Genomic DNA, 18,096 nt, shown 5'->3' with positions numbered 1-18,096 from the left:
ACGGCGATCGGCCCGGGTTCCCGGGCCGATCCCGGCCGTCCGGACCCGATGCCCGGGGGATGACGCCCGGGGGACGACGGGGTCTCTGCGGTTACGGGCTCCGGGTTACGGGATCTGGGTCTCGAGCCCGAGCGGACGGGCGAGCAGCGTCTCGATGCCGCGGCCGCGCAGTTCCACGCCTTCCCCGATCGACCAGTGGGTGGCCTCCTCCTGGGAGGCGAGGAACACCGCACGCGCCGACCCGAGCACACGGGTGGGCTCGTCCTTGGCCAGTTCGGTCAGGCGGGCGGCCTCGTTCACCGGGTCGCCGATCACGGTGTACTCCAGGCGGGCCTCGGCGCCGATGTGCCCGGCGATCGCCTTGCCCGCCGACACCCCGATCCCGATGTCGGTGTCGCCGAGCGTCTCGTACAGTTCCTGGCGCAGTTCCCGCGCCGAGGCGAGGGCCCGTCCGGCGAAGTCGTCGAGGTCCAGGGGCGCACCGAAGATCGCCAGCGCCGCATCACCCTGGAACTTGTTGACGAACCCGCCGTGCCGGCCGACGACGGCCACCACCACCCGGAAGAACTCGTTGAGCAGGTCCACCACCTCGCGGGGCGGACGGTTGACGGCCAGCCGCGTCGACCCCACGATGTCGACGAACAGCACCCCGACGTAGCGTTCCTCGCCGCCGAGTTCGGTGCCGATCTCGATGGCCCGGCGGGCCACGTCCTCGCCGACGTACCGGCCGAACAGGTTGCGCAGCTGCTGCCGTTCACGCAGGTCGGCGACCATGTCGTTGAAGCCGGCCTGCAGCTCGCCGATGTCGGTGGCGTCGTAGATCTTCACCGATGCGTTGAGGTCGCCCTCGGAGACCTTGGCCTGGGCGCGACGGAGCTGTTTGATCGGGTCGTTGATCGCGGTCACCACGCGGACGATCGCCAGCAGGCTGAACGCCAGCGCCGACAGCGCCATCCACAGGATCGGTCGCATCAGGCCGTCGGCGTCGGTCTGGATGTAGTGCAGGCGCTGCATGGTGATCAGGCCGACGATCACCAGCATCGGCGCCACCACGCTGATCACCCAGAACACGGTGATCCGGGTGGTCACGCCGGGGGCGATCGCGTTGTTGGGGTTGTTGGCCATCGCGGCGACGGTGATCGGCCGCAGCACCTTCTCGAACTGCAGGAAGCTCAGCACGCAGGTGACGAGGGCGCCGATACAGCTGGCCATCGCGACGATGAAGGCATCGCGCCCGGACACGGTGAGGTTGACGCAGGTGAACAGCACGCCACCGACCACCCACATGCCGACGTTGACCGCCGACAGCAACATCGGTAGTTGCAGGGCCCGCTTGCGGGCGCCCTGGTTGTCCAGGCGCGATCTTCGGCGGTGCCAGATCAGCACCGGCAGCGACAGCTGGATGCTGAGGACCGCACCCACCACCATCGCCACCACCAGATAGGTCGCGAAGATGGCCTGGTTGAGTGCGGTGATCTCGTTGAATCGGAACGAATCGGACTCGGGCATGCCGAACCGGAGGAACGCGAAGGTGAACAATGCGCCGACGAGGTTGGAACGCAGCATGTCGAGGGCGAGGATCGGCCACGGGGTGTGCGCCAGCCAGCGAGCAGTGTGCTGGGCCTTCGACAGGCGTGACCGGCGTTCAACCACCCAACCACGGTAGCTGGCTGCTTGCAATTGTTAAACGCGATATGTGCAGGCGGAAGTGTCCGAACTGCGGATTAGGGTGGTGGCTGTGACAAATGTCTTCGATCGGATGATCGGTCAGCAGGCCATCATCGCCGAGCTCGCCGACGCCGCTCGTGCCGCCCGCGGGCTGGCCGACCGGCTCGACGAGTCTGCGGCCGGTGCGGTCTCGATGTTCGCGCCCGCCGACGACGATGCTCCCGGCGAGGCGGCGGGCGGAGACCTGGAACAGGAGATCGAGGCCCGTACCCGCGCGTCGATGACCCACGCCTGGCTGTTCACCGGCCCGCCCGGCAGCGGCCGGTCGATCGCCGCGACGTGTTTCGCCGCGGCCCTGCAGTGCCGGCATCCGGAGATCGTCGGCTGCGGTGAGTGCCGCGCCTGCACCACGGTGCTCGCCCGCACCCATGCCGACGTCCGGCACATCGTGCCCGCCGGGCTGAGCCTGTCGGTGGACTCGATGCGTGAGATCGTCCAGCTCGCCTCCCGCCGGCCGGGTACCGGACGGTGGCAGATCGTCGTCGTCGAGGACGCCGACCGGCTCACCGAGCAGGCCGCCAACGCCTTGCTGAAGGTGGTCGAGGAGCCGCCGTCGCGCACGGTGTTCCTGTTGTGTGCGCCGTCGGTAGATCCGGAGGACATCGCGGTGACCCTGCGCTCGCGCTGCCGCCACGTCGCCCTCACCAGTCCGTCGGTCGCCGACATCGAGCGGGTGCTGGTGGAGCGTGACGGTATCGCCCCCGACGCCGCGCGGTGGGCGGCCTCGGTGTGCGGCGGACATGTCGGCCGGGCCAAGCGACTGGCCACCGACGCCGATGCCCGCGCGCAGCGCGAGTCGGCCCTGGGGATCGCGCGGGCGGCCACCCGGGACTCCACCGCGTACAAGGCGGCCGAGGAACTGGTGCGGTCGGCCGATGCCGCGGCCAAGGCGATCAGCGCCGCCCTCGACGAGGCCGAGACCGAGGAACTCAAGACCGCGCTCGGCGCCGGCGGAACCGGCAAGGGCACCGCCCGTGCGCCCCGCGGCACCGCCGGGGTGCTCAAGGATCTGGAGAAGCGGCAGAAGTCGCGGGCCACCCGCGTCGGTCGCGACGTCCTCGACCGCGCCCTGGTCGATCTCGCCGCACTGTTCCGCGACGCGCTGGTGGTGTCGATGGGTGCGCAGGTCACCGCCATGCACCCGGACAAGGCCGACGACCTCGTCGGGCCGATGGCCTCCTATGCGGGTCCCGAACAGCTGCTGCAGTGTGTGGAGGCCGTACTCGACTGCCGAGAGGCCTTGGACGTCAACGTGAAACCGAAGTTCGCCGTCGACGCGATGGTGGCCCGGATCGGTCAGGCGATGCGGTCGGGGGAGCGCGTCTAGACCCCTTCGGGCCGCTCCACACAGGGTTACGAATCGGTAATCCGACAGCAACACCGGACTCCTAACGTGGCGACCCATGGCACCAGTGCAGCCGCGCCCTCCGGGCACCGGGCTCGACATCTCCGGTCTGACCAAGACTTTCCGAACACGCACGCTGCGTGGTGGTTCCACCGTGACCGCGTTGTCCGACGTGGACCTGCAGACGTCGGAGGGGGCCTTTCTCTCGCTGCTCGGGCCGTCGGGGTGCGGCAAGTCGACGGTGCTGCGCATCCTGGCCGGACTCGAGGAACCCACATCCGGTACCGCGCTGATGAACGGTCAGTCCCCGGGCGATCTGCAACGCAATCATGAGCTGGGCATCGCCTTCCAGGATTCGGCGCTGCTGCCGTGGCGGTCGGTGGAGTCCAACATCAAACTGCCGTTGCAGGTGGGGCGGATGCCCGCCGACGACGACCTGGTGGCCGACCTGATCGAGCTGGTCGGGCTCACCGGGTTCGAGAAGGCCAAGCCCGCGATGCTCTCCGGCGGTATGCGCCAGCGTGTTTCGATCGCCCGCGCACTGGTCGTGCGGCCCACGGCGCTGCTGCTCGACGAGCCCTTCGGCGCGCTCGACGACATGACGCGGCAGCGCCTGAACATCGAGTTGCTGCGGATCTGGACCGAGAAGCCGGCCACCACGCTGATGGTCACGCACGGGATCGCCGAGGCGGTGTTCCTCTCCGACGTCGTCGCGGTGATGAGTCCGCGGCCCGGCCGGGTGGTGGAGGTGGTGCCGATCGACCTGCCCCGTCCGCGGACCCCGGAGATGATGCGTACCCCGGAGTTCCATGCCGTCCACGATCATCTGTCCGGGCTGCTGTTCGGCACCGTGTCGTCGGAACGTGCTGTGGCGCCGGATAGTTCGGGGTCGTCGGATCGTGCGGGTGTCGCCGGTGCGGCGGAGGTCGTGGGTGGGTAGGTTCGCCGGTGGACGCTGGGCCACGGGTGCGGTGGGCATCGTCGGGCTGATCGGTCTGTGGTGGATCGCCGGTGCCCTCGAATGGTTCTCCGGCACCATCCCCACCCCGTGGGCGGTGCTGGCGGCGATCGGCGACCGTGGCATCCAGTTCTACATCGACAACTTCTCGGCGACAATCCAGTTGGCGTTCGCGGGGTTCCTGTGGGGCAACGGTCTCGCGATCGTGCTGGCGGTGGCGGTGATCCTGTTCCCGCCGGTCGAGGGACTGGCGACGCAGCTGGCGATCATCTCCTACTGCACGCCGATCATCGCGGTGGCCCCGATCATCCAGGTGGCCTTCGCGCAGGTGCAGACGATGATCGTGTTCCTCGCGGCGATCTCGGTGTTCTTCACGACGATGATCGGGACGCTGTCGGGGTTGCGGTCGCCGCAGAAGGCCGGCATCGACCTGGTGACGGTCTACGGCGGCGGACGGTTCACCCAGCTGTGGCGGGTGCGGTCGGTGGCCGCACTGCCGAACACGTTGGCCGCCATCAAGATCGCCGCACCCGCCGCGGTGCTCGGCGCGGTGCTCGGCGAGTTCCTGGCGATGCCGGAGAAGGGGGCCGGTCCGACGATGATCATCGCGCAGCAGGCCGGTGACATCCCGCAGGTGTGGGCGATCGCGTTGCTGTGCGGGGTGATCGCGGGTATCGGCTATGCGATCGTGGCGGTGGTCGCCCGGTTCGCGACCCGCTGGTCCACCGGCGTGGCGGTTCTCGGATGACGGCCGGACTCGCGAGTATGTGGTCGGTGGCCCGGTTCCTCGGCTCGCTGCTGATGGCGTTCGTCCTGATCCTGGTGATCTGGTGGCTGTTCCTGCTGGCCTTCCCCGACATCGGGCCGATCATCGGTCGCACCCCGGGCGATGTGTTCGCCTATCTGTTCACCGATCCCGACGCGGCACAGGCGCGGTCGGAGATCTTCGCTGATCTGTGGATCACGTTGACCGACACCGCGATCGGATTCGTCACCGGTATGGTCGCAGCGGTGGCGGTGGCCGCGGTGTTCGTGGTGTCACGACCTGCGGCGCAGACCTTCATGCCCATCGCGATGCTGCTGCGATCGGTGCCGCTGGTCGCGATGACCCCGCTGATCACCCTGGTCGTCGGACGTGGGGTGGCGGTGGTCGCGGTGATGGGCGGCATCGTGGTGTTCTTCCCGGCGCTGGTGCTGATCATGACCGGACTCGCCAACGCGCCCAGGCAACTCGACGACGTGATCAGCGTCTACGGCGGTGGCCGCTGGACGGCGTTGCGGCGTGCGGCGATCCCGTCGGCGGTACCGTCGCTGTTCGCTGCGGCCAAGGTGTCGGTGCCCGGCGCGATCATCGGTGCGACCGTCGCCGAGTGGCTGGGCACCAACAAAGGTCTGGGAGCCACTCTGCAGCAGGCACTTCCGGCCGCAGCCTACGACCAGCTGTGGGCGTCGGTGCTGGTGATCACGGTGGCCTCGATCATCCTGTACGCCGTCGTCGGTGTGCTCGAGACGGTGGTACTCGCCCAGATGGGGATGCAGCAGGAGTGAGAGCTGTCGGGGGCAGAGAAAGAGCAGTCCGGGCAGCGTGGCCCTCGTGTGTTGAACCCAGGGGCCGTACGGCCCGATCGAGGAAGGACCTCACCATGTCACAGTCGCCCATGTCTGCGCCGATCGGCGGACGCAGCCGCGGATTCGACCGCCGCTCGTTCCTGCGCTACACCCTGATGGCCGGTGGTGCGGCTGGGGCGCTCGGTGTGGCCGGCACCTTGTCGGCGTGCAGCAGTGGCGATTCCGGGAGCAGCGGCGCGTCGTCGACCAACCCCAAGGTGCAGTTGTCGTGGCAGAAGAACATCGAGTTCGCCGGTGAGTACTGGGCTCTGGACAAGGGCTACTACGAGGCCGCCGGGGTGGGCACACCGGAACTGATCACCGGCGGCGGTGCCGGTACCGGTGTGGAGACCGGTCTGACCTCCAACAAGGTGTGGATCGGTATGACCGCCCCGCAGCTCACCGCACCTGTCGTGCTGCAGGGCGCCGGGCTCAAGACCGTGGCCGCGACGTTCCAGAAGAATCCGTTCTGCATCATGTCGCTGGCCTCCAATCCGATCGATTCGCCGGAGGACATGAAGGGCAAGAAGATCGGTGTGCAGGCATCCAACGAGAACGTCTTCAAGGCGTTGCTCACCGCCAACGGTATGACCGAGTCCGACGTCGAGAAGATCACCGTCCAGTACGATCCCACCCCGCTGACTACCGGTCAGGTCGACGGCTGGGTGGCGTATGTGACCAACGAGCCGATCGAGTTGAAGGACAAGGGGATCGACAACACCAACTTCCTGTTCGCCGATTTCGACCTACCGCTGGTCGCCGAGACCCTGGTGGTGCGGCAGGAGACCATCGACAACGAGCGTGACAAGCTCAAGGCTTTCCTCAAGGCCGACATCCAGGGCTGGTATGACGCCGTCGCCGATCCCGCCGGGTCGGCACGCCTGGCCGTCACGACCTACGGCAAGGATCTCGGCCTGAACGAGGCCAACCAGACCGAGCAGGCCATCGCCCAGAACACCCTCGTCGTCTCCGGCGACACCAAGGCCAACGGTCTGCTCACGATGACCGACGAGCTGATCGCGTCGAATATCGAGGCCCTCGCCAAGGCCGGGTACACCATCAAGCCCGAGCAGCTCTTCGACATGTCCCTGATCAAGGAGGTCTACGAGGAGAATCCCGACCTCAAGAAGTAGCGGTGCCATCCTGCCGGCGGGGCCACCCTATAGTTGTCGAAAGGACTGGCCCCGCAGGCAGGAGTGAGCATGTCGGACTTCATCAAGAAGCTCAAGGAAGACGCGAAGGCGGTCGAGGCCGCCATCGACAACGAGCTCACCGTGCTCGAAGGCGTTCCCGGCTACGACCCGCTGGCCAAGGACGACTCGGCCGGCGAGGAGACCGAGGGTGACGCGGCCGAGGTCGCCGACGCCGACTGAGCTGGGCTTTGTCGACGGGACGGCATCCCGTCACCTCATCGCGGAGAGTCCCCGGTCACGAGCGGAAGTTCCGGATCGCCGGCCCAGGCCGTCATCGATCCGTCGTAGACCGCGACGTCGTCGCGACCCGCGAGGGCCAGGGCATGGGCGACGCCGGTCGCCGCGATCCCGCCGCCGCAGTAGGTCACCACGGTCCGGTCGGTGTCGAGCAGACCGGCCTTCTCGAACTCGGCCCGCAGGTCGTCGATCGCCCGCAGGGCACCGGTCTCGGCGTCACGCAGCGTGAAGACCGGGAAGTTGATGCTGCCCGGGATGTGGCCGCGACGGGCGTAGGTGTCGACCTCGCCGCGGTAGGTGGCCTCGTCGAGCACGTTCACCAGCAGGGTGTCCGGGTCGTCGAGCGCGGCGGCGATCTCGGCGGTCGAGCGGATCAGGCCCGGCCGGTGCTCTCCGGTGAAAGTCCTTGCCACCGGGGTCGATTCGGCATCGGTCACCTCGAGGCCGGCAGCCTTCCAGGCACGCAGGCCGCCGTCGAGCACGGCGACGTCGTCGAAGCCCTCCAGCCGCAGCTGCCACCACAGGCGGGTGGCCCAGAATCCGTCGTGCTGGTCGTAGACGACGACGGTGGCACCCTCGCCGATCCCGAGTGCCCCGGCGGCCGCGGCGAATCGGTCGTGGCCCGGCGCGGTCCACGGCTGCGTGGCGTCGGCGTCGGCGAAGTCGGTCAGCAGGTCGGCGAACAGTGCGCCCGGGATGTGTTCGGCGCGGTAGCTCTCGGCTCCCGATTCGGGGACGTACGGGCCGTCGGTGGGGACGGGCAGGTGGGTCGTGGAATCGACGATCACCAGCGCATCGTCGTCGAGATGGTCACGCAGCCAGTCGACGTCGACCAGTGCGGGCACGGTGGAACTCATTCGGGTCGCCTTTCGGGAAACGGGGGCCAAGCGGCAGTGCCGATGGTAGGAGCGGGCAAATCGCCCACGCACAGATACCGATCTCACTGCGGGCAACCCTTGTGACCGCTCACGATCCGGGATATCGATGACGGCGGGCGCCGGCCAGCGAGAGCCGGACGTCGTCGTCGGAGAGCTGATCGAAGTGGTCGTAGGATGCGCCGACGCCGTAGAAGTGGGTGACCGACGACGGACACACCACCTCGACCTCGGTACGCAGGTCCGCGAGGGTGTCGGCGGGGCCGACCGGTACGGCGGCCACGAGTTCCGCGGCACCGAGCGTGCGCAGCGCCGCGAGTGCCGCCCGCATCGTCGCACCGGTGGCGATGCCGTCGTCGACCACGATCACCGTCTTGTCGCGCACCGGGGCCGGCGGGCGATCGGCGCGATACGCGAGGTTGCGGCGTCGTAGCTCGATCCGTTCCCGGGCGATCGCATCCCGCAGCGCGACCGGGTCGATCCGGGCCTTGCGGATCACGTCCTCGTTGCGGACCAGGACGTCGTCGGCGATCGCGGCCGCTGCCAGCTCCGGCCGCCACGGCACCCCGACCTTGCGCACGGTGATCACATCGAGTGACGCACTGAGGTATTCGGCCACCTGGACGCCGACGGGGACACCGCCACGGGGGAGGGCCAGCACCAGCAGATCGCGGTCGTGGACGGTGAATCGGTCGAGATTCTGGGCGAGAATGCGACCGGCATGCGCGCGATCCCGGAATCTGATCGGGTGCTCGGAAAAGGCGTGACGATGCATGACGGGCTCGCTTCGGTGGATCAGTTTTCACGGTAGCACCGGACTGCGGCTCGGGGAGCGTGCGAATCGACCGTCATCGGCCCAACCGTCTCGTCGGAGCCCTCCGATGGCGCCGTGGCCGGTCCGAGGTCCAGCACCGCCACAGGGCGACATCGGCCACTGTATACGCGACTTGCCAACCGGCTCTTCGTAATTGACGGTGTGGCGGCACGTTTCCCACCGTGTGCCCCTCGGGTTGCCGCCCACTATCTGCGTAGCAGGCCCCGGCAGAGTAGTTCGAGTTGGTCGGCAGCCGAGGACGGGGCAGCCACGCCAGAGGCGGCGTGCATCCCGGCCTCGTTGATGGCGCCGAGGATCAACTGCGCAGCCACCCCCGGATCGACCCCGGGGACAAGCTCATCCGACTCCGCCAGGTCTTCGAGGAGTCCCCGGATCAAGCCCAACGATCGGCCGTTGTCGAGGGCTCGCCAGCGCGTCCAGCCCAGCGCCGTCGGGGCTTCCCGGAAGACGACTTTCAACAGCACGGGGTCGCGCGCGAGTGCGTCCAGGGTGGCTTTGCCCAGTGCGAGAAAGCGCTCCCGCGGTCCGTCGACACTCTCGAGTGCAAGGCTCACCGACTCCACGAGGGAGCTCTCGGCTTGCGTGAAGACCGCCTCCATGACCTCCGTCATGTTCGCGAAGTGGTGATAGAGCGCCCCGCGGGTCACTCCGGCTTCCTCGCTGAGTGAGGTCGTCGTGACCGCAGCGAATCCTTGTGTGGTGAACAGATCTGTCGCGACGTCGACCAGCCGCTGTCGAGTCGCGAGAGCTCGGGACGTCCGCAAGGTGACCATGGCGCAATCCTACCCTTGACATACAGAATGCATGTGACATTCACTCTGTATGTGAATCCAGAGCAGATCCGCAGTATCGCCGGCAACGGGACCGACCTGATGTCCCTCTTCCTGCCCATCTCGCCATTCGTCGGACTTCTCGGTGTGAAGGTCGAGAGCCTCTCCGACGACGAAGCGCTCCTTCGTCTTCCCTGGCGAGAAGAGCTCGCCACGACCGAAGACATGGTTCACGGCGGCGCGATCGCGGCCCTCGCCGACATCGCCGCCATGGCCGCAGCCTGGTGCGGTCGTGACCTTCCTGATCGACTTCGCGGGGTGACGACGTCACTCGCGCTGGAGTTCCTCGAACCTGCCCGGGCCGAGGATCTTCTCGGCCGGGGACGCATACTGCGCCGAGGCTCGACCCTGACGGCGTGCGACATCGACATCACCACCGCCGGTGGGGTCAACGTGGCGAAGGCCATCGCCAACTACAAGGTGGGCTGACATGCTCAAGATGAAGACCGAGTGCGAACTCTGCGCCGGCGCCCTGGCGGGCGACGACCAGGCATGGATCTGCTCCTACGAATGCACCTACTGCACCGACTGCCGAGGTGCCCTCGATGCCTGCCCCAATTGCGGGGGCGAGTTGGTGCCTCGCCCACGGCGCACCACCGGAGCGGCCGCGATCGCCGCGAGGATGCCGACGCGCATCGCGCGACGGTTCGGTCGTCGACGTGACCGATAAGAGCATCTGACCGTTGCCCGGGTGGCCGAAGGGCCCGGGGGCGCGTGGAACACGGCGGACGATGCACGCCGTCACGGGGCGGCTTCGGAGAGGGTTGGCCGGACCCAGAAATAGGGTCTGCCCTGTGGAGCCGCCCAGGGGAATCGAACCCCTGACCTATTCATTACGAGTTCTTCGTGTCCGCGTGACCTGCGGAAACGCTGACGGTCGCTGTGTGTCTACGATTGTCTATAAACCGTTGCTGCGCAGTAGATCACGACGTCGAATCCGTCGCCGACTGTCCATGATTGTCCGCTGAGGTCGAGCCGTTGTGTGTGCGCTGTGTGTGCTCGTGTGTGCTGGCCTCGATCTGCGCGACCGCGGCGAATAACTCGTCGTCGCCGCCTGCGTGCGCGTAGACGCGGCTGACCAGGGTCGAGTCGGCATGTCCGAGCAGGCTCGCGACGCGGGTGTAGGCGACGGCGTGCGACGCCCAGGCGTGCCGCATGGCGTGTGTCGTGACCTTGTCGACCCCTGCCATCTCGCACGCGGTTGCAAGCGCACGGTTCACGTTGGACCCCCGGAACTGGTTTCCGCGCGCCGTGCGGAAGATGAGCGCGTCGCCATAGAGCGCGTTCAGGAGGTCGTCGACCTCGCTGCCCTTCCGTGCTTTGAATTTCGGTAGCCGTGATCGCTCGACGGCCGTCGCCTCGTGGAGCACGGTCGTGGCTTCCGATGACAGCGGCACCCGACGCGCACGGCCCGACTTTGGGGATCCGATCACAAGTCCGCCCTTGGTCTCGACCGCGGACCGGCGGACGTTGAGTACGTACCGGGTGCCGTTGCCGTCTGTCACGGTCTCGATGTCCTTCCGGCGCAGTTCGCAGACCTCACCGATACGCAGCCCGGTCAGCGATTGAAACCGCACGAGTCGCCGGGTGTGCTCGTCGGCCACGTGGACGAGCAGAGCATCTAGGTCGGCCGGAGTCAGGTACTCGTCGGCAGCGTCCTCCTCGATGACCGTGCGACGGTCGGTGGTGGGCACAGTAGCTGCGCGTGCGGGGTTGCCCCGGATGAGACGGTCGTCGACCGCGACGTCGAGCATCTTCCGCACGACGTTGGCGTATTTGCGGACGGTGGTCAGCGACTTGTCGGCGTCGAGCAGGTCGGCGATCCATCCATTGATGTCGGAGACCACGAGAGATCCGACCTCGCGATCGCCGAATCGCTCACAGAACACGTCCACGATCGACCCGTAGCTCTGGCGCGTTGAGGCCGGTTTCGCCGACAGCGTGCGCACGTAGGCGTCAGCAACGGTGCGCACGGTGACCCGTGCCCGCTCGTGTTCGATATAGGACCCGGACCGGAATTGATCGGCCAGTTCGTCGCGGCGCGCGTGCGCGGCCTCGCGGTCGTCGAATCGCTCGTACCGCTGCTTGCCTGCGGTGTCGACGTAGCGGACCTCCCAGCGCAGCGGGGACTTAGGAACGGCCTTGCCTGCGGCGTTCGTCGTCCACGAGTACCCGCGTCGCACCTTCCGGCGCGCATCGGAGTAATGCCGGTCGAATACCGACACGGTGCCGACCTTGCGGCGGCCCGGGGAGCGGGGGGCAGGGGTGCTGTCGAGGTCGACGATGTCGGTGGTCTCTCGTGGACTCATAGAGACAGACTAGCAGATGACCTATTCATTCCGACGAGATGTGATGCGGCTCTGCGAGGTCTCTAGCAGGCAATACGACCGGATACGGGGCACACCTGTCACGGTTCGCGCGCGATCGACATTTGCCCAGGTCGGCGACAGTGGTGGACCTTGGTGTCAGCGCGCCGACACCGGACGACGAAACCGTCGGTGTCACACTGACACTCAATCGAGGAGCATTAAATGTCCACTGCGGCAATCAATCTCACCGACCGAGCACGCGATGCGCTGGCACCCGCCGACGCACTCGATCGCCTGCTCGACACCGACGAAACCGCGGGCATCTGCGGACTGTCGCCGCGCACCCTGCGCACGTGGCGCAGCGACGGCAGTGGCAAGGGTCCGGCGTTCGTGCGGGTCGGTACTGCGATCCGGTATCGCGCGTCGGACGTGCAGACGTGGATTGCACGTCTGGCCTGAGTTCTCTCACCACCACGTAACCGGGGAGCGGTTAGCGCGAAACGTATTCGCGCGCAACGAAAGTAGGAGAATGTCCAGGAATGAGAAACGGCGCCCGACCGGGGAGTCGGACGCCGTCGCCACGGTCGCCACCACGCGTGACCGAGAGCAGGAGATGCCCACCACTGACGATACGTCGGGGGTCGGACATTTCGCACGTCTCGCGCACGAGATCGCCGATGCTATCCCCGGCGTGACCGTCGGGCCGCTCGCCGGGAAGGCGCCGCTGCCCGAAACGAACGGCTTCTACGACTTCGTTGGCGTGGATGACCCGCGGTTCGACGAGATCGCTTGCGCGGCAGACGCAAACACTCGCGTGACGGGTATCGGTTGGCGCCCCCCGGTCGGGGTCGCCGTGATCGACTATGACGCATACAAGCGGGGTATCCCGGAACGTTTTGCGACGTTCACCGCGGCCGTCGATCTGCCCGACACGCTGACCATTGTGACCGGTAAGGGTGGCCGTCATCTCGTGTTCACGCTGCCCGACTATGCGCGTGAGTCCGGGCTGTCGGTGCCCGACGGCAGTGGCATTGACGCAGTCCGGACGCACTGGCAGGGGTATTTGGTCGGACCCGGTTCGGTGCACCCGGACACCGGTGACCTGTACCGGTTCGACGAGACCCGGCACCCGATCGCCGAATTGTCGCCTGACGCTGTCGCTGCGCTCACTACGCCTCGTCGTCGCACGAGCGGCCGGGTCGGCCGGCCGGCGTCCGACGAGGTCGCCTTGTGGCTGTATCGCAAGGGGAGCGGCCGGCCGTCGAGCGCGATGCGCGCCGCGGTCCGCGATCTGGGAGCGATGCGCGAACGCGCACACGACACGATGCGCGATGCGATCTGGCGGTGCTTGCACCTCGCCGACGAGGGACACCCCGGCGCACAGGTCGCCATCGGCAAGGTCACGTCCAAGTTTCTCGACGAGATGACCCGACGCGAGCGCGCCGGGTTGCCGGGAGTCCGCACGCACGACGAGGCAATGCACGAGATCCGCGATGCGCTCGCTGGGGCCGTGGCGCACATCCTCGCCGACGGTGAGGGGGTGGCCTCGTGAGTGACGCCGACGAGACCGCCCGCAAGGTGACCGAATCGCTTGTCGGTCAGCCCCCGAAAGAGCGAAAGCGCAAGCCGCGCAGGGACATGCACAAGATCGCCGACGCCGTGGAGGTGTACTTGCGCCGGTACTGCGTTCTGCCCGGTGAGCACTGCTACGTCGCTGCGACGTTGTGGACCATGCACACGTGGGTCGTCGAGTGCTTTGACACGACGCCGCGATTGTTTCTGGACAGCGCGGTACCGGGGTCGGGCAAGAGTCGGGTGCTCGAACTGCTCGAACACCTCACGGCGCACCCACTCAATTCGTTCTCGGCGTCCCCGGCCGCTCTCATCCGCTCGATCGACGCCGGACAGCGAACAATCCTGATTGACGAGGTCGACACGGTGTACGCGAAGGCCGCCGGCACTGAGGACATCACGGCCGTGATCAACGCCGGATACAAACGTGGCGCACGGGTGCCGCGGTGCGTCGGGCAGGGTGCCGACTTCGAGGTCGTCGAACTGTCCGCGTTCGCGCCTATGGCTCTGGCAGGGCTGACGACCAACGTGCCCGACGCGGTGCGTTCGCGCTCGATCCACTTCCGGATGCGCAAACGCATCGCTGCTACCGAACCGCTCGCGCGGTACCGACGCCGGGACGCTGACGCAGAGGCCGCACCGATGCGCAACGCGCTGCGTGCGTGGTCGGAGTCGACGGTGACCGACGCCCTTACGGCCGCACGCCCCGAACTGCCCGACGGCGTCGAGGACCGACCCGCGGAGGTATGGGAGCCGCTCGTCGCGGTCGCCGACGCGATCGGGGGTAAGTGGCCCGAACGTGCACGCGCAGCGTGTTCGTCTTTCGTGTTCGCGAAGTCGGCCGATGGCCCGTCGCTGGGAGTCGAACTGCTGACCGCGATTCACGAGATCATGCACAAGCGCCGGGTCAACGACATCACGACGGCCGCACTCCTGACCGCGATCAAGAATATGCGGGACATGTCGCCGTGGCCCCCGTCGCGGGGTGATCTCGAACCCGCGACACTGGCCGCATTGCTGCGCCCGTTCGACGTTGTGCCGCAACAGTTCAAGGTGAACGGGAAGAAGGTCCGCGGTTACCGGCGGTATGGCGACGGTGGTCTGTACGACGCGTTCGCGCGCTACGTCGACGGCAGCGACTCGCCCGACACCGAACCGGGCAGCGTCCCGGCGCCGGCGCGCACGAGCATCGTGCATATCGACCGGACGGGCCAGCAACCGCGACTCACGTTCAACTGCGACATGCGTGAGGTGCCGGGTGTTGACGCCCCCGACGAGGACACCGACGACGACGCACAGGCCGCGTCGTGACCGCGCCCGCGCCCGTCCTCGTCAAGAGCGGTACCCCCGGTACCCCCGGTACCTGGTCGGCATATCCGCTGGTCAGAGGTTCGCGCGAGGGGTACCGGGTATCGCAAGCTGCCCGGTACCCGACCCGGTACCCGGCGGTACCGACGCGACGCAGACACGGTCCGGAACGAGGTACCGGGCAAACGGGGGTACCGGGTACCCGGTACCGACCCGGTACCGATTTCACCCCCTCTGACCTGCGCGGTACCGGCAGTACCGGCAGTACCGCCCTCTCAGCCAATGGACGGAGGCACGAAAGCAGATGAGCGCATCCACGAGCGGCCGCGGCCCGCGGTCGAGCAAGCGTGAGGCAGCGCAGGTCGAGCGCCGGCGACGGTTCGACGAGTACGTGGCCCGGATGCTGACCGACCCGCCGATCGGATCGACGTGGCATCCGCTGTACCGCTGGCCGTCGGACACCGATGCCGACTACGCGGCACGGGTCGCCGCACACGAGGCCAAGGCCTCGCAGACCACCGGGGAACACAACAACATGGCCCATCGGGCCGGATAGGAGAACACCATGTCGAGGATTAAGCACGTAGTCGACGTCGACACTCCGCCGTCCGCGGCGGCGTATGCGCGGGAGCGGCAGCGACCTGTTTACGGCGCATCGCGCGCGGAGGTCGCACGGCACAACAAGCGTGCGATGGCGGAGTACGGCGACCGACTGGCAGCGGACAGCATCCGCAATGCGCCGCAGCCTGCGCCGCCGGTCGGTGCGCACCCGCCGACTCCGGAACTGACCGACGCCGGGGACATTGGCCAGGCCGTGATTGACCTCCTGCGGGTTGATCGCATTGAGGCCGCACGTACCCGCTGCCTCAGTCGCATCGTGGAGGAGGAGCGCCACCAAGCGGAGGAGGCCAGCCGCGCGGCGCTCGACGCGCGGATCGACGAGGCACTGACGGCCGCGTGGTCGGCCGCGGCCAAGCGGGAGAAGGTGCCCGGTCTGCTCGACGACATCGTTCGCTGGGATGCACACGAGCGGATTACGCAGGACCGGTTGAACATTGGCAAGCGGCTGCGCGAGGCGATCGACGAACGGGCCGTGTTAGAGGCTCGGGAGGCCGTGCGGGGTGCGCTCGACGAGATCGACGACGCGGTGCTCGACGAGGCGCACGCGGCGCTGGCCGACGCGGTGCAGGCGCACGAGCGTCTGGCGCTGGCAGGGGTCGCGGTGGACGCCGACGCCGGCGCGCTCGTGGACGCCGGCGACGACGGCGTGCTGTCGGCGTTGCGCCTGTGGCGGTCGGCCGTGGCCCGGTGGTCCGATGTGCAGGCCGTGCGCCAGTGGTGCGCGGCTGCGCTGGCCCGTGGGTTTGTGGTGAGCCAGGGGTCCGTCGTGGTGGTGCCTCCTCCTCGCAAGCGCAGCGGTGAGTACCTGCGCCATGACGATGCGCAGCGGCACAACGGTCCGCAGGCCGAGGCGCTTACCCAGGGGTCCGGTGCATGGCAGGGTGATGCGCCGTCGTGGCTGGGACAGGGGTCTCACGAGGCGCTGCGGTGGTGGGTCGGACTCGACGAGCACGAGCGGCCCGAACCTCGTGGTGTCGCGGATCTAGACGACGTGGTCGGGGTGGTGTCGGCATGAGCGAAGGGCTGCGCGGCAGCGACGACGACACGTATGACCGCGGCTTCGGTCGGTATCTCGACGAGGACATGGCGAACCGGCCGCACACCGCCGCGGAGGCCGACGACGAGCGCGAGACGCGGGGACAGGGAACGGTTGGTGACAATCGGCCCGATGAGGATCGGCGTCGCCGTCCGGCTCGTCCCGGCGACAGGGGTTTCGGTCGATACCTTACCGGCCAGTGAGCCGATAGGCCGTCAGCGGCCGAATGAGACCCCGATACGACGTGTGCGTATCGGAGTCTCATCATGTCCGGGGTCGCTGGGGTAGGGGGTGGGGACCCCTCCCCGGTCGATCAACCAGAGCCCCGCCGCGTACTGTCCTCGAAAATGTGTACGGGTCTTAACGGAATCGCCTTAGCTCGCCTGACCTGCGTAAATAGGCCGTCTCCGACCCCTGAGAGCCACGCTAACGGCACATCTCGACGGCGTCTACCTCGAAACACTCACCCGCGCAACGGATTACAGCGACGCTGAGGTCAGACGGTCGCCAGTGCGTACCTGCTTTGCGAGTGTTGGCGTTCGCCATGCTCGATCACGCGGTGGAACACGTCAACCATCGGGCTGTCTGGTGTCAATCCGAGATCGCCGAGGTTGACCCCCTCGTTAGATGCCGGAGCTGCGTCACTGCCGCCTAGAGCGAGCCATGCGAGCATGTCTTGTCCCTCGGGGTCCTTGCCTTGCGCGACAGCCCAGACCGAATCGAACGGTGTCATCTGAGAAGTGATGGTCCGCAACGTGTCATCGAACTCGACGGGAACGATGATCACGTCGCCGCTCGCCGCGGGTTGTTCGAAGAACCACGCGATGTCCTCAGACGGTTGGCTCTGGAAGTAACGAGCTAGGAACTTAAGCGCGTTGTCGTATGTATGAGATTCGAGACCCCCGCGCACCCAGATGCCGGAGCCCTTGTCGGCCTCATGTTCCACCATCTCGCGGATCTCTGGCAGTTGACCGACCGGAACGTCGAGCGAGAACGCCAGCGCAGCACGGTACTGCTCACGTGCGTCGTCAAGGTTATGGGCACCGCCGACGATGCTCTCCGGCATCGAGTAGAACTGCCACTGCGGACCGCCGGACATGCTTGAGCGATAAACGACTGTCTGTGTGTCGTTAGCCATTCAACTCACCTCTCCCCGTGCCTCCTGTGCGGTCAATCCGACGTCATTAACCAGGACACGCCGAACGATGTTCCCGTTGATCTCGTCTCCATTATGGTATGCGAAAGTGAAGTACTTGTGTTTGCCCTTGTATCTGCGGTGTGAGCCGTTTTGGCGGGTAGGTTGTCCACAATGACGTTCGATGATGCGGACCAGGTCAGACGCGCGTACGGATGGCCAACTATCGCCCATGCGTTCTCCGGATGGTCACGCGGTGATGCTACTGCACAGTTGTGTCGGTTGACCGTTAAGCACGACTCTTAGCGTCGCTGAGCATTGAGCCGTGTGTGTGCTCTGTGTGTGCTAACGGCCCTCTGTGCGCATTCGCGTAGGTTTGATGCATCCGGTAGAAATACCCCTCTACCTGCTGTTACTCGTGGAGCCGCCCAGGGGAATCGAACCCCTGACCTATTCATTACGAGTGAATTGCTCTACCGACTGAGCTAGGGCGGCGTGCTGCGCGA

20 protein-coding genes and 1 tRNA gene are annotated in these 18,096 nt (G+C 67.1%); 14 read left to right on the top strand and 7 right to left on the bottom strand.

Features of this window, described 5'->3' with window-relative positions:
* Positions 1-105: 105 nt before the first annotated feature.
* Positions 106-1,566, bottom strand: a complete 1,461-nt coding sequence (locus Q9K23_RS09975) for an adenylate/guanylate cyclase domain-containing protein (RefSeq protein WP_053777444.1) — start codon at positions 1,564-1,566, stop codon at positions 106-108.
* A gap of 172 nt (positions 1,567-1,738) precedes the next feature.
* On the opposite strand from Q9K23_RS09975, the gene Q9K23_RS09970 reads away from it, so the two are divergent.
* The 6 genes from Q9K23_RS09970 (at position 1,739) to Q9K23_RS09945 (ending at position 7,012) form a co-directional block, all read left to right on the top strand.
* Positions 1,739-3,055, top strand: coding sequence for a DNA polymerase III subunit delta' (locus tag Q9K23_RS09970; protein ID WP_053777443.1), 1,317 nt, complete (start codon positions 1,739-1,741; stop codon positions 3,053-3,055).
* A 76-nt stretch (positions 3,056-3,131) separates the two neighbouring features.
* On the top strand, positions 3,132-4,013 hold the full coding sequence (locus Q9K23_RS09965; RefSeq protein WP_053777442.1) for an ABC transporter ATP-binding protein: 882 nt from the start codon (positions 3,132-3,134) through the stop codon (positions 4,011-4,013).
* Positions 4,006-4,779, top strand: a complete 774-nt coding sequence (locus Q9K23_RS09960) for an ABC transporter permease subunit (protein WP_059036399.1) — start codon at positions 4,006-4,008, stop codon at positions 4,777-4,779. Before Q9K23_RS09965 ends, Q9K23_RS09960 begins: the two co-directional genes overlap by 8 nt.
* Positions 4,776-5,579, top strand: a complete 804-nt coding sequence (locus Q9K23_RS09955; RefSeq protein WP_053777441.1) for an ABC transporter permease subunit — start codon at positions 4,776-4,778, stop codon at positions 5,577-5,579. Before Q9K23_RS09960 ends, Q9K23_RS09955 begins: the two co-directional genes overlap by 4 nt.
* A gap of 110 nt (positions 5,580-5,689) precedes the next feature.
* A complete protein-coding gene (locus Q9K23_RS09950; protein ID WP_053777440.1) occupies positions 5,690-6,772 on the top strand; it encodes an ABC transporter substrate-binding protein in 1,083 nt (360 codons plus the stop codon).
* 69 nt (positions 6,773-6,841) lie between these two features.
* Positions 6,842-7,012: a hypothetical protein gene (locus Q9K23_RS09945; protein WP_169798180.1), complete on the top strand. Its 171-nt coding sequence runs from the start codon at positions 6,842-6,844 to the stop codon at positions 7,010-7,012.
* 35 nt (positions 7,013-7,047) lie between these two features.
* Here the strand turns inward: Q9K23_RS09945 and Q9K23_RS09940 are convergent, their stop codons facing one another.
* From Q9K23_RS09940 to Q9K23_RS09930, 3 genes are all read right to left on the bottom strand, one after another.
* Entirely contained in the window at positions 7,048-7,926 is an 879-nt protein-coding gene (locus Q9K23_RS09940) for a rhodanese-like domain-containing protein (protein WP_053777439.1), read from the bottom strand.
* Positions 7,927-8,035: 109 nt separating this feature from the next.
* The gene (locus Q9K23_RS09935; protein WP_053777438.1) at positions 8,036-8,719 is read right to left on the bottom strand and encodes a phosphoribosyltransferase family protein; all 684 of its coding nucleotides are present in this window, start codon (positions 8,717-8,719) and stop codon (positions 8,036-8,038) included.
* Between the two features lie 245 nt (positions 8,720-8,964).
* The gene (locus Q9K23_RS09930) at positions 8,965-9,552 is read right to left on the bottom strand and encodes a TetR family transcriptional regulator (RefSeq protein ID WP_020790015.1); all 588 of its coding nucleotides are present in this window, start codon (positions 9,550-9,552) and stop codon (positions 8,965-8,967) included.
* Between the two features lie 33 nt (positions 9,553-9,585).
* Between Q9K23_RS09930 and Q9K23_RS09925 the strand changes: the two genes are divergently transcribed.
* Entirely contained in the window at positions 9,586-10,038 is a 453-nt protein-coding gene (locus Q9K23_RS09925; protein ID WP_082365913.1) for a PaaI family thioesterase, read from the top strand.
* Position 10,039: 1 nt separating this feature from the next.
* Entirely contained in the window at positions 10,040-10,279 is a 240-nt protein-coding gene (locus tag Q9K23_RS09920; protein ID WP_020790007.1) for a DUF1272 domain-containing protein, read from the top strand.
* A gap of 253 nt (positions 10,280-10,532) precedes the next feature.
* On the opposite strand, the gene Q9K23_RS09915 is transcribed toward Q9K23_RS09920, so the two are convergent.
* Positions 10,533-11,918: a site-specific integrase gene (locus Q9K23_RS09915; RefSeq protein WP_020790012.1), complete on the bottom strand. Its 1,386-nt coding sequence runs from the start codon at positions 11,916-11,918 to the stop codon at positions 10,533-10,535.
* Between the two features lie 222 nt (positions 11,919-12,140).
* Here Q9K23_RS09915 and Q9K23_RS09910 point away from each other — a divergent pair, with 222 nt between their 5' ends.
* The 6 genes from Q9K23_RS09910 (at position 12,141) to Q9K23_RS09885 (ending at position 16,658) form a co-directional block, all read left to right on the top strand.
* Positions 12,141-12,377: a helix-turn-helix domain-containing protein gene (locus Q9K23_RS09910; RefSeq protein WP_020790009.1), complete on the top strand. Its 237-nt coding sequence runs from the start codon at positions 12,141-12,143 to the stop codon at positions 12,375-12,377.
* 154 nt (positions 12,378-12,531) lie between these two features.
* Positions 12,532-13,470 (top strand): bifunctional DNA primase/polymerase, encoded by a 939-nt coding sequence (locus tag Q9K23_RS09905; RefSeq protein ID WP_305950491.1) that lies wholly within the window; start codon positions 12,532-12,534, stop codon positions 13,468-13,470.
* On the top strand, positions 13,467-14,801 hold the full coding sequence (locus Q9K23_RS09900) for a DUF3631 domain-containing protein (protein ID WP_053777435.1): 1,335 nt from the start codon (positions 13,467-13,469) through the stop codon (positions 14,799-14,801). The genes Q9K23_RS09905 and Q9K23_RS09900 overlap by 4 nt, the downstream gene beginning before the upstream one ends.
* 301 nt (positions 14,802-15,102) lie before the next feature.
* Positions 15,103-15,354, top strand: a complete 252-nt coding sequence (locus Q9K23_RS09895) for a hypothetical protein (protein WP_020790008.1) — start codon at positions 15,103-15,105, stop codon at positions 15,352-15,354.
* Positions 15,355-15,363: 9 nt separating this feature from the next.
* Positions 15,364-16,434, top strand: coding sequence for a hypothetical protein (locus Q9K23_RS09890; RefSeq protein ID WP_053777434.1), 1,071 nt, complete (start codon positions 15,364-15,366; stop codon positions 16,432-16,434).
* Positions 16,431-16,658, top strand: coding sequence for a hypothetical protein (locus tag Q9K23_RS09885; RefSeq protein WP_020792775.1), 228 nt, complete (start codon positions 16,431-16,433; stop codon positions 16,656-16,658). The genes Q9K23_RS09890 and Q9K23_RS09885 overlap by 4 nt, the downstream gene beginning before the upstream one ends.
* 293 nt (positions 16,659-16,951) lie before the next feature.
* Here the strand turns inward: Q9K23_RS09885 and Q9K23_RS09880 are convergent, their stop codons facing one another.
* Both Q9K23_RS09880 and Q9K23_RS09875 read right to left on the bottom strand, forming a co-directional pair.
* The gene (locus tag Q9K23_RS09880; protein WP_152972753.1) at positions 16,952-17,593 is read right to left on the bottom strand and encodes a hypothetical protein; all 642 of its coding nucleotides are present in this window, start codon (positions 17,591-17,593) and stop codon (positions 16,952-16,954) included.
* Between the two features lie 416 nt (positions 17,594-18,009).
* Positions 18,010-18,085, bottom strand: a tRNA-Thr gene (locus tag Q9K23_RS09875).
* Positions 18,086-18,096 lie beyond the last annotated feature (11 nt).

Origin of the sequence: Gordonia sp. NB41Y, from assembly GCF_030718915.1 — a bacterium.
Lineage (GTDB): Bacteria > Actinomycetota > Actinomycetes > Mycobacteriales > Mycobacteriaceae > Gordonia > Gordonia desulfuricans.
This window is presented reverse-complemented; position numbering and strand designations above follow the sequence as displayed.

What these genes read in the sequence shown, in the direction of transcription:
- Q9K23_RS09975 (WP_053777444.1), bottom strand. Translation starts at nt 1,566, where the DNA reads ATGCTGCGTTCCAACCTCGTCGGCGCATTGTTCACCTTCGCGTTCCTC.
- Q9K23_RS09965 (WP_053777442.1), top strand. Translation starts at nt 3,132, where the DNA reads ATGGCACCAGTGCAGCCGCGCCCTCCGGGCACCGGGCTCGACATCTCC.
- Q9K23_RS09955 (WP_053777441.1), top strand. Translation starts at nt 4,776, where the DNA reads ATGACGGCCGGACTCGCGAGTATGTGGTCGGTGGCCCGGTTCCTCGGC.
- Q9K23_RS09950 (WP_053777440.1), top strand. Translation starts at nt 5,690, where the DNA reads ATGTCTGCGCCGATCGGCGGACGCAGCCGCGGATTCGACCGCCGCTCG.
- Q9K23_RS09945 (WP_169798180.1), top strand. Translation starts at nt 6,842, where the DNA reads ATGTCGGACTTCATCAAGAAGCTCAAGGAAGACGCGAAGGCGGTCGAG.
- Q9K23_RS09940 (WP_053777439.1), bottom strand. Translation starts at nt 7,926, where the DNA reads ATGAGTTCCACCGTGCCCGCACTGGTCGACGTCGACTGGCTGCGTGAC.
- Q9K23_RS09935 (WP_053777438.1), bottom strand. Translation starts at nt 8,719, where the DNA reads ATGCATCGTCACGCCTTTTCCGAGCACCCGATCAGATTCCGGGATCGC.
- Q9K23_RS09930 (WP_020790015.1), bottom strand. Translation starts at nt 9,552, where the DNA reads ATGGTCACCTTGCGGACGTCCCGAGCTCTCGCGACTCGACAGCGGCTG.
- Q9K23_RS09920 (WP_020790007.1), top strand. Translation starts at nt 10,040, where the DNA reads ATGCTCAAGATGAAGACCGAGTGCGAACTCTGCGCCGGCGCCCTGGCG.
- Q9K23_RS09915 (WP_020790012.1), bottom strand. Translation starts at nt 11,918, where the DNA reads ATGAGTCCACGAGAGACCACCGACATCGTCGACCTCGACAGCACCCCT.
- Q9K23_RS09910 (WP_020790009.1), top strand. Translation starts at nt 12,141, where the DNA reads ATGTCCACTGCGGCAATCAATCTCACCGACCGAGCACGCGATGCGCTG.
- Q9K23_RS09905 (WP_305950491.1), top strand. Translation starts at nt 12,532, where the DNA reads ATGCCCACCACTGACGATACGTCGGGGGTCGGACATTTCGCACGTCTC.
- Q9K23_RS09895 (WP_020790008.1), top strand. Translation starts at nt 15,103, where the DNA reads ATGAGCGCATCCACGAGCGGCCGCGGCCCGCGGTCGAGCAAGCGTGAG.
- Q9K23_RS09890 (WP_053777434.1), top strand. Translation starts at nt 15,364, where the DNA reads ATGTCGAGGATTAAGCACGTAGTCGACGTCGACACTCCGCCGTCCGCG.
- Q9K23_RS09885 (WP_020792775.1), top strand. Translation starts at nt 16,431, where the DNA reads ATGAGCGAAGGGCTGCGCGGCAGCGACGACGACACGTATGACCGCGGC.
- Q9K23_RS09880 (WP_152972753.1), bottom strand. Translation starts at nt 17,593, where the DNA reads ATGGCTAACGACACACAGACAGTCGTTTATCGCTCAAGCATGTCCGGC.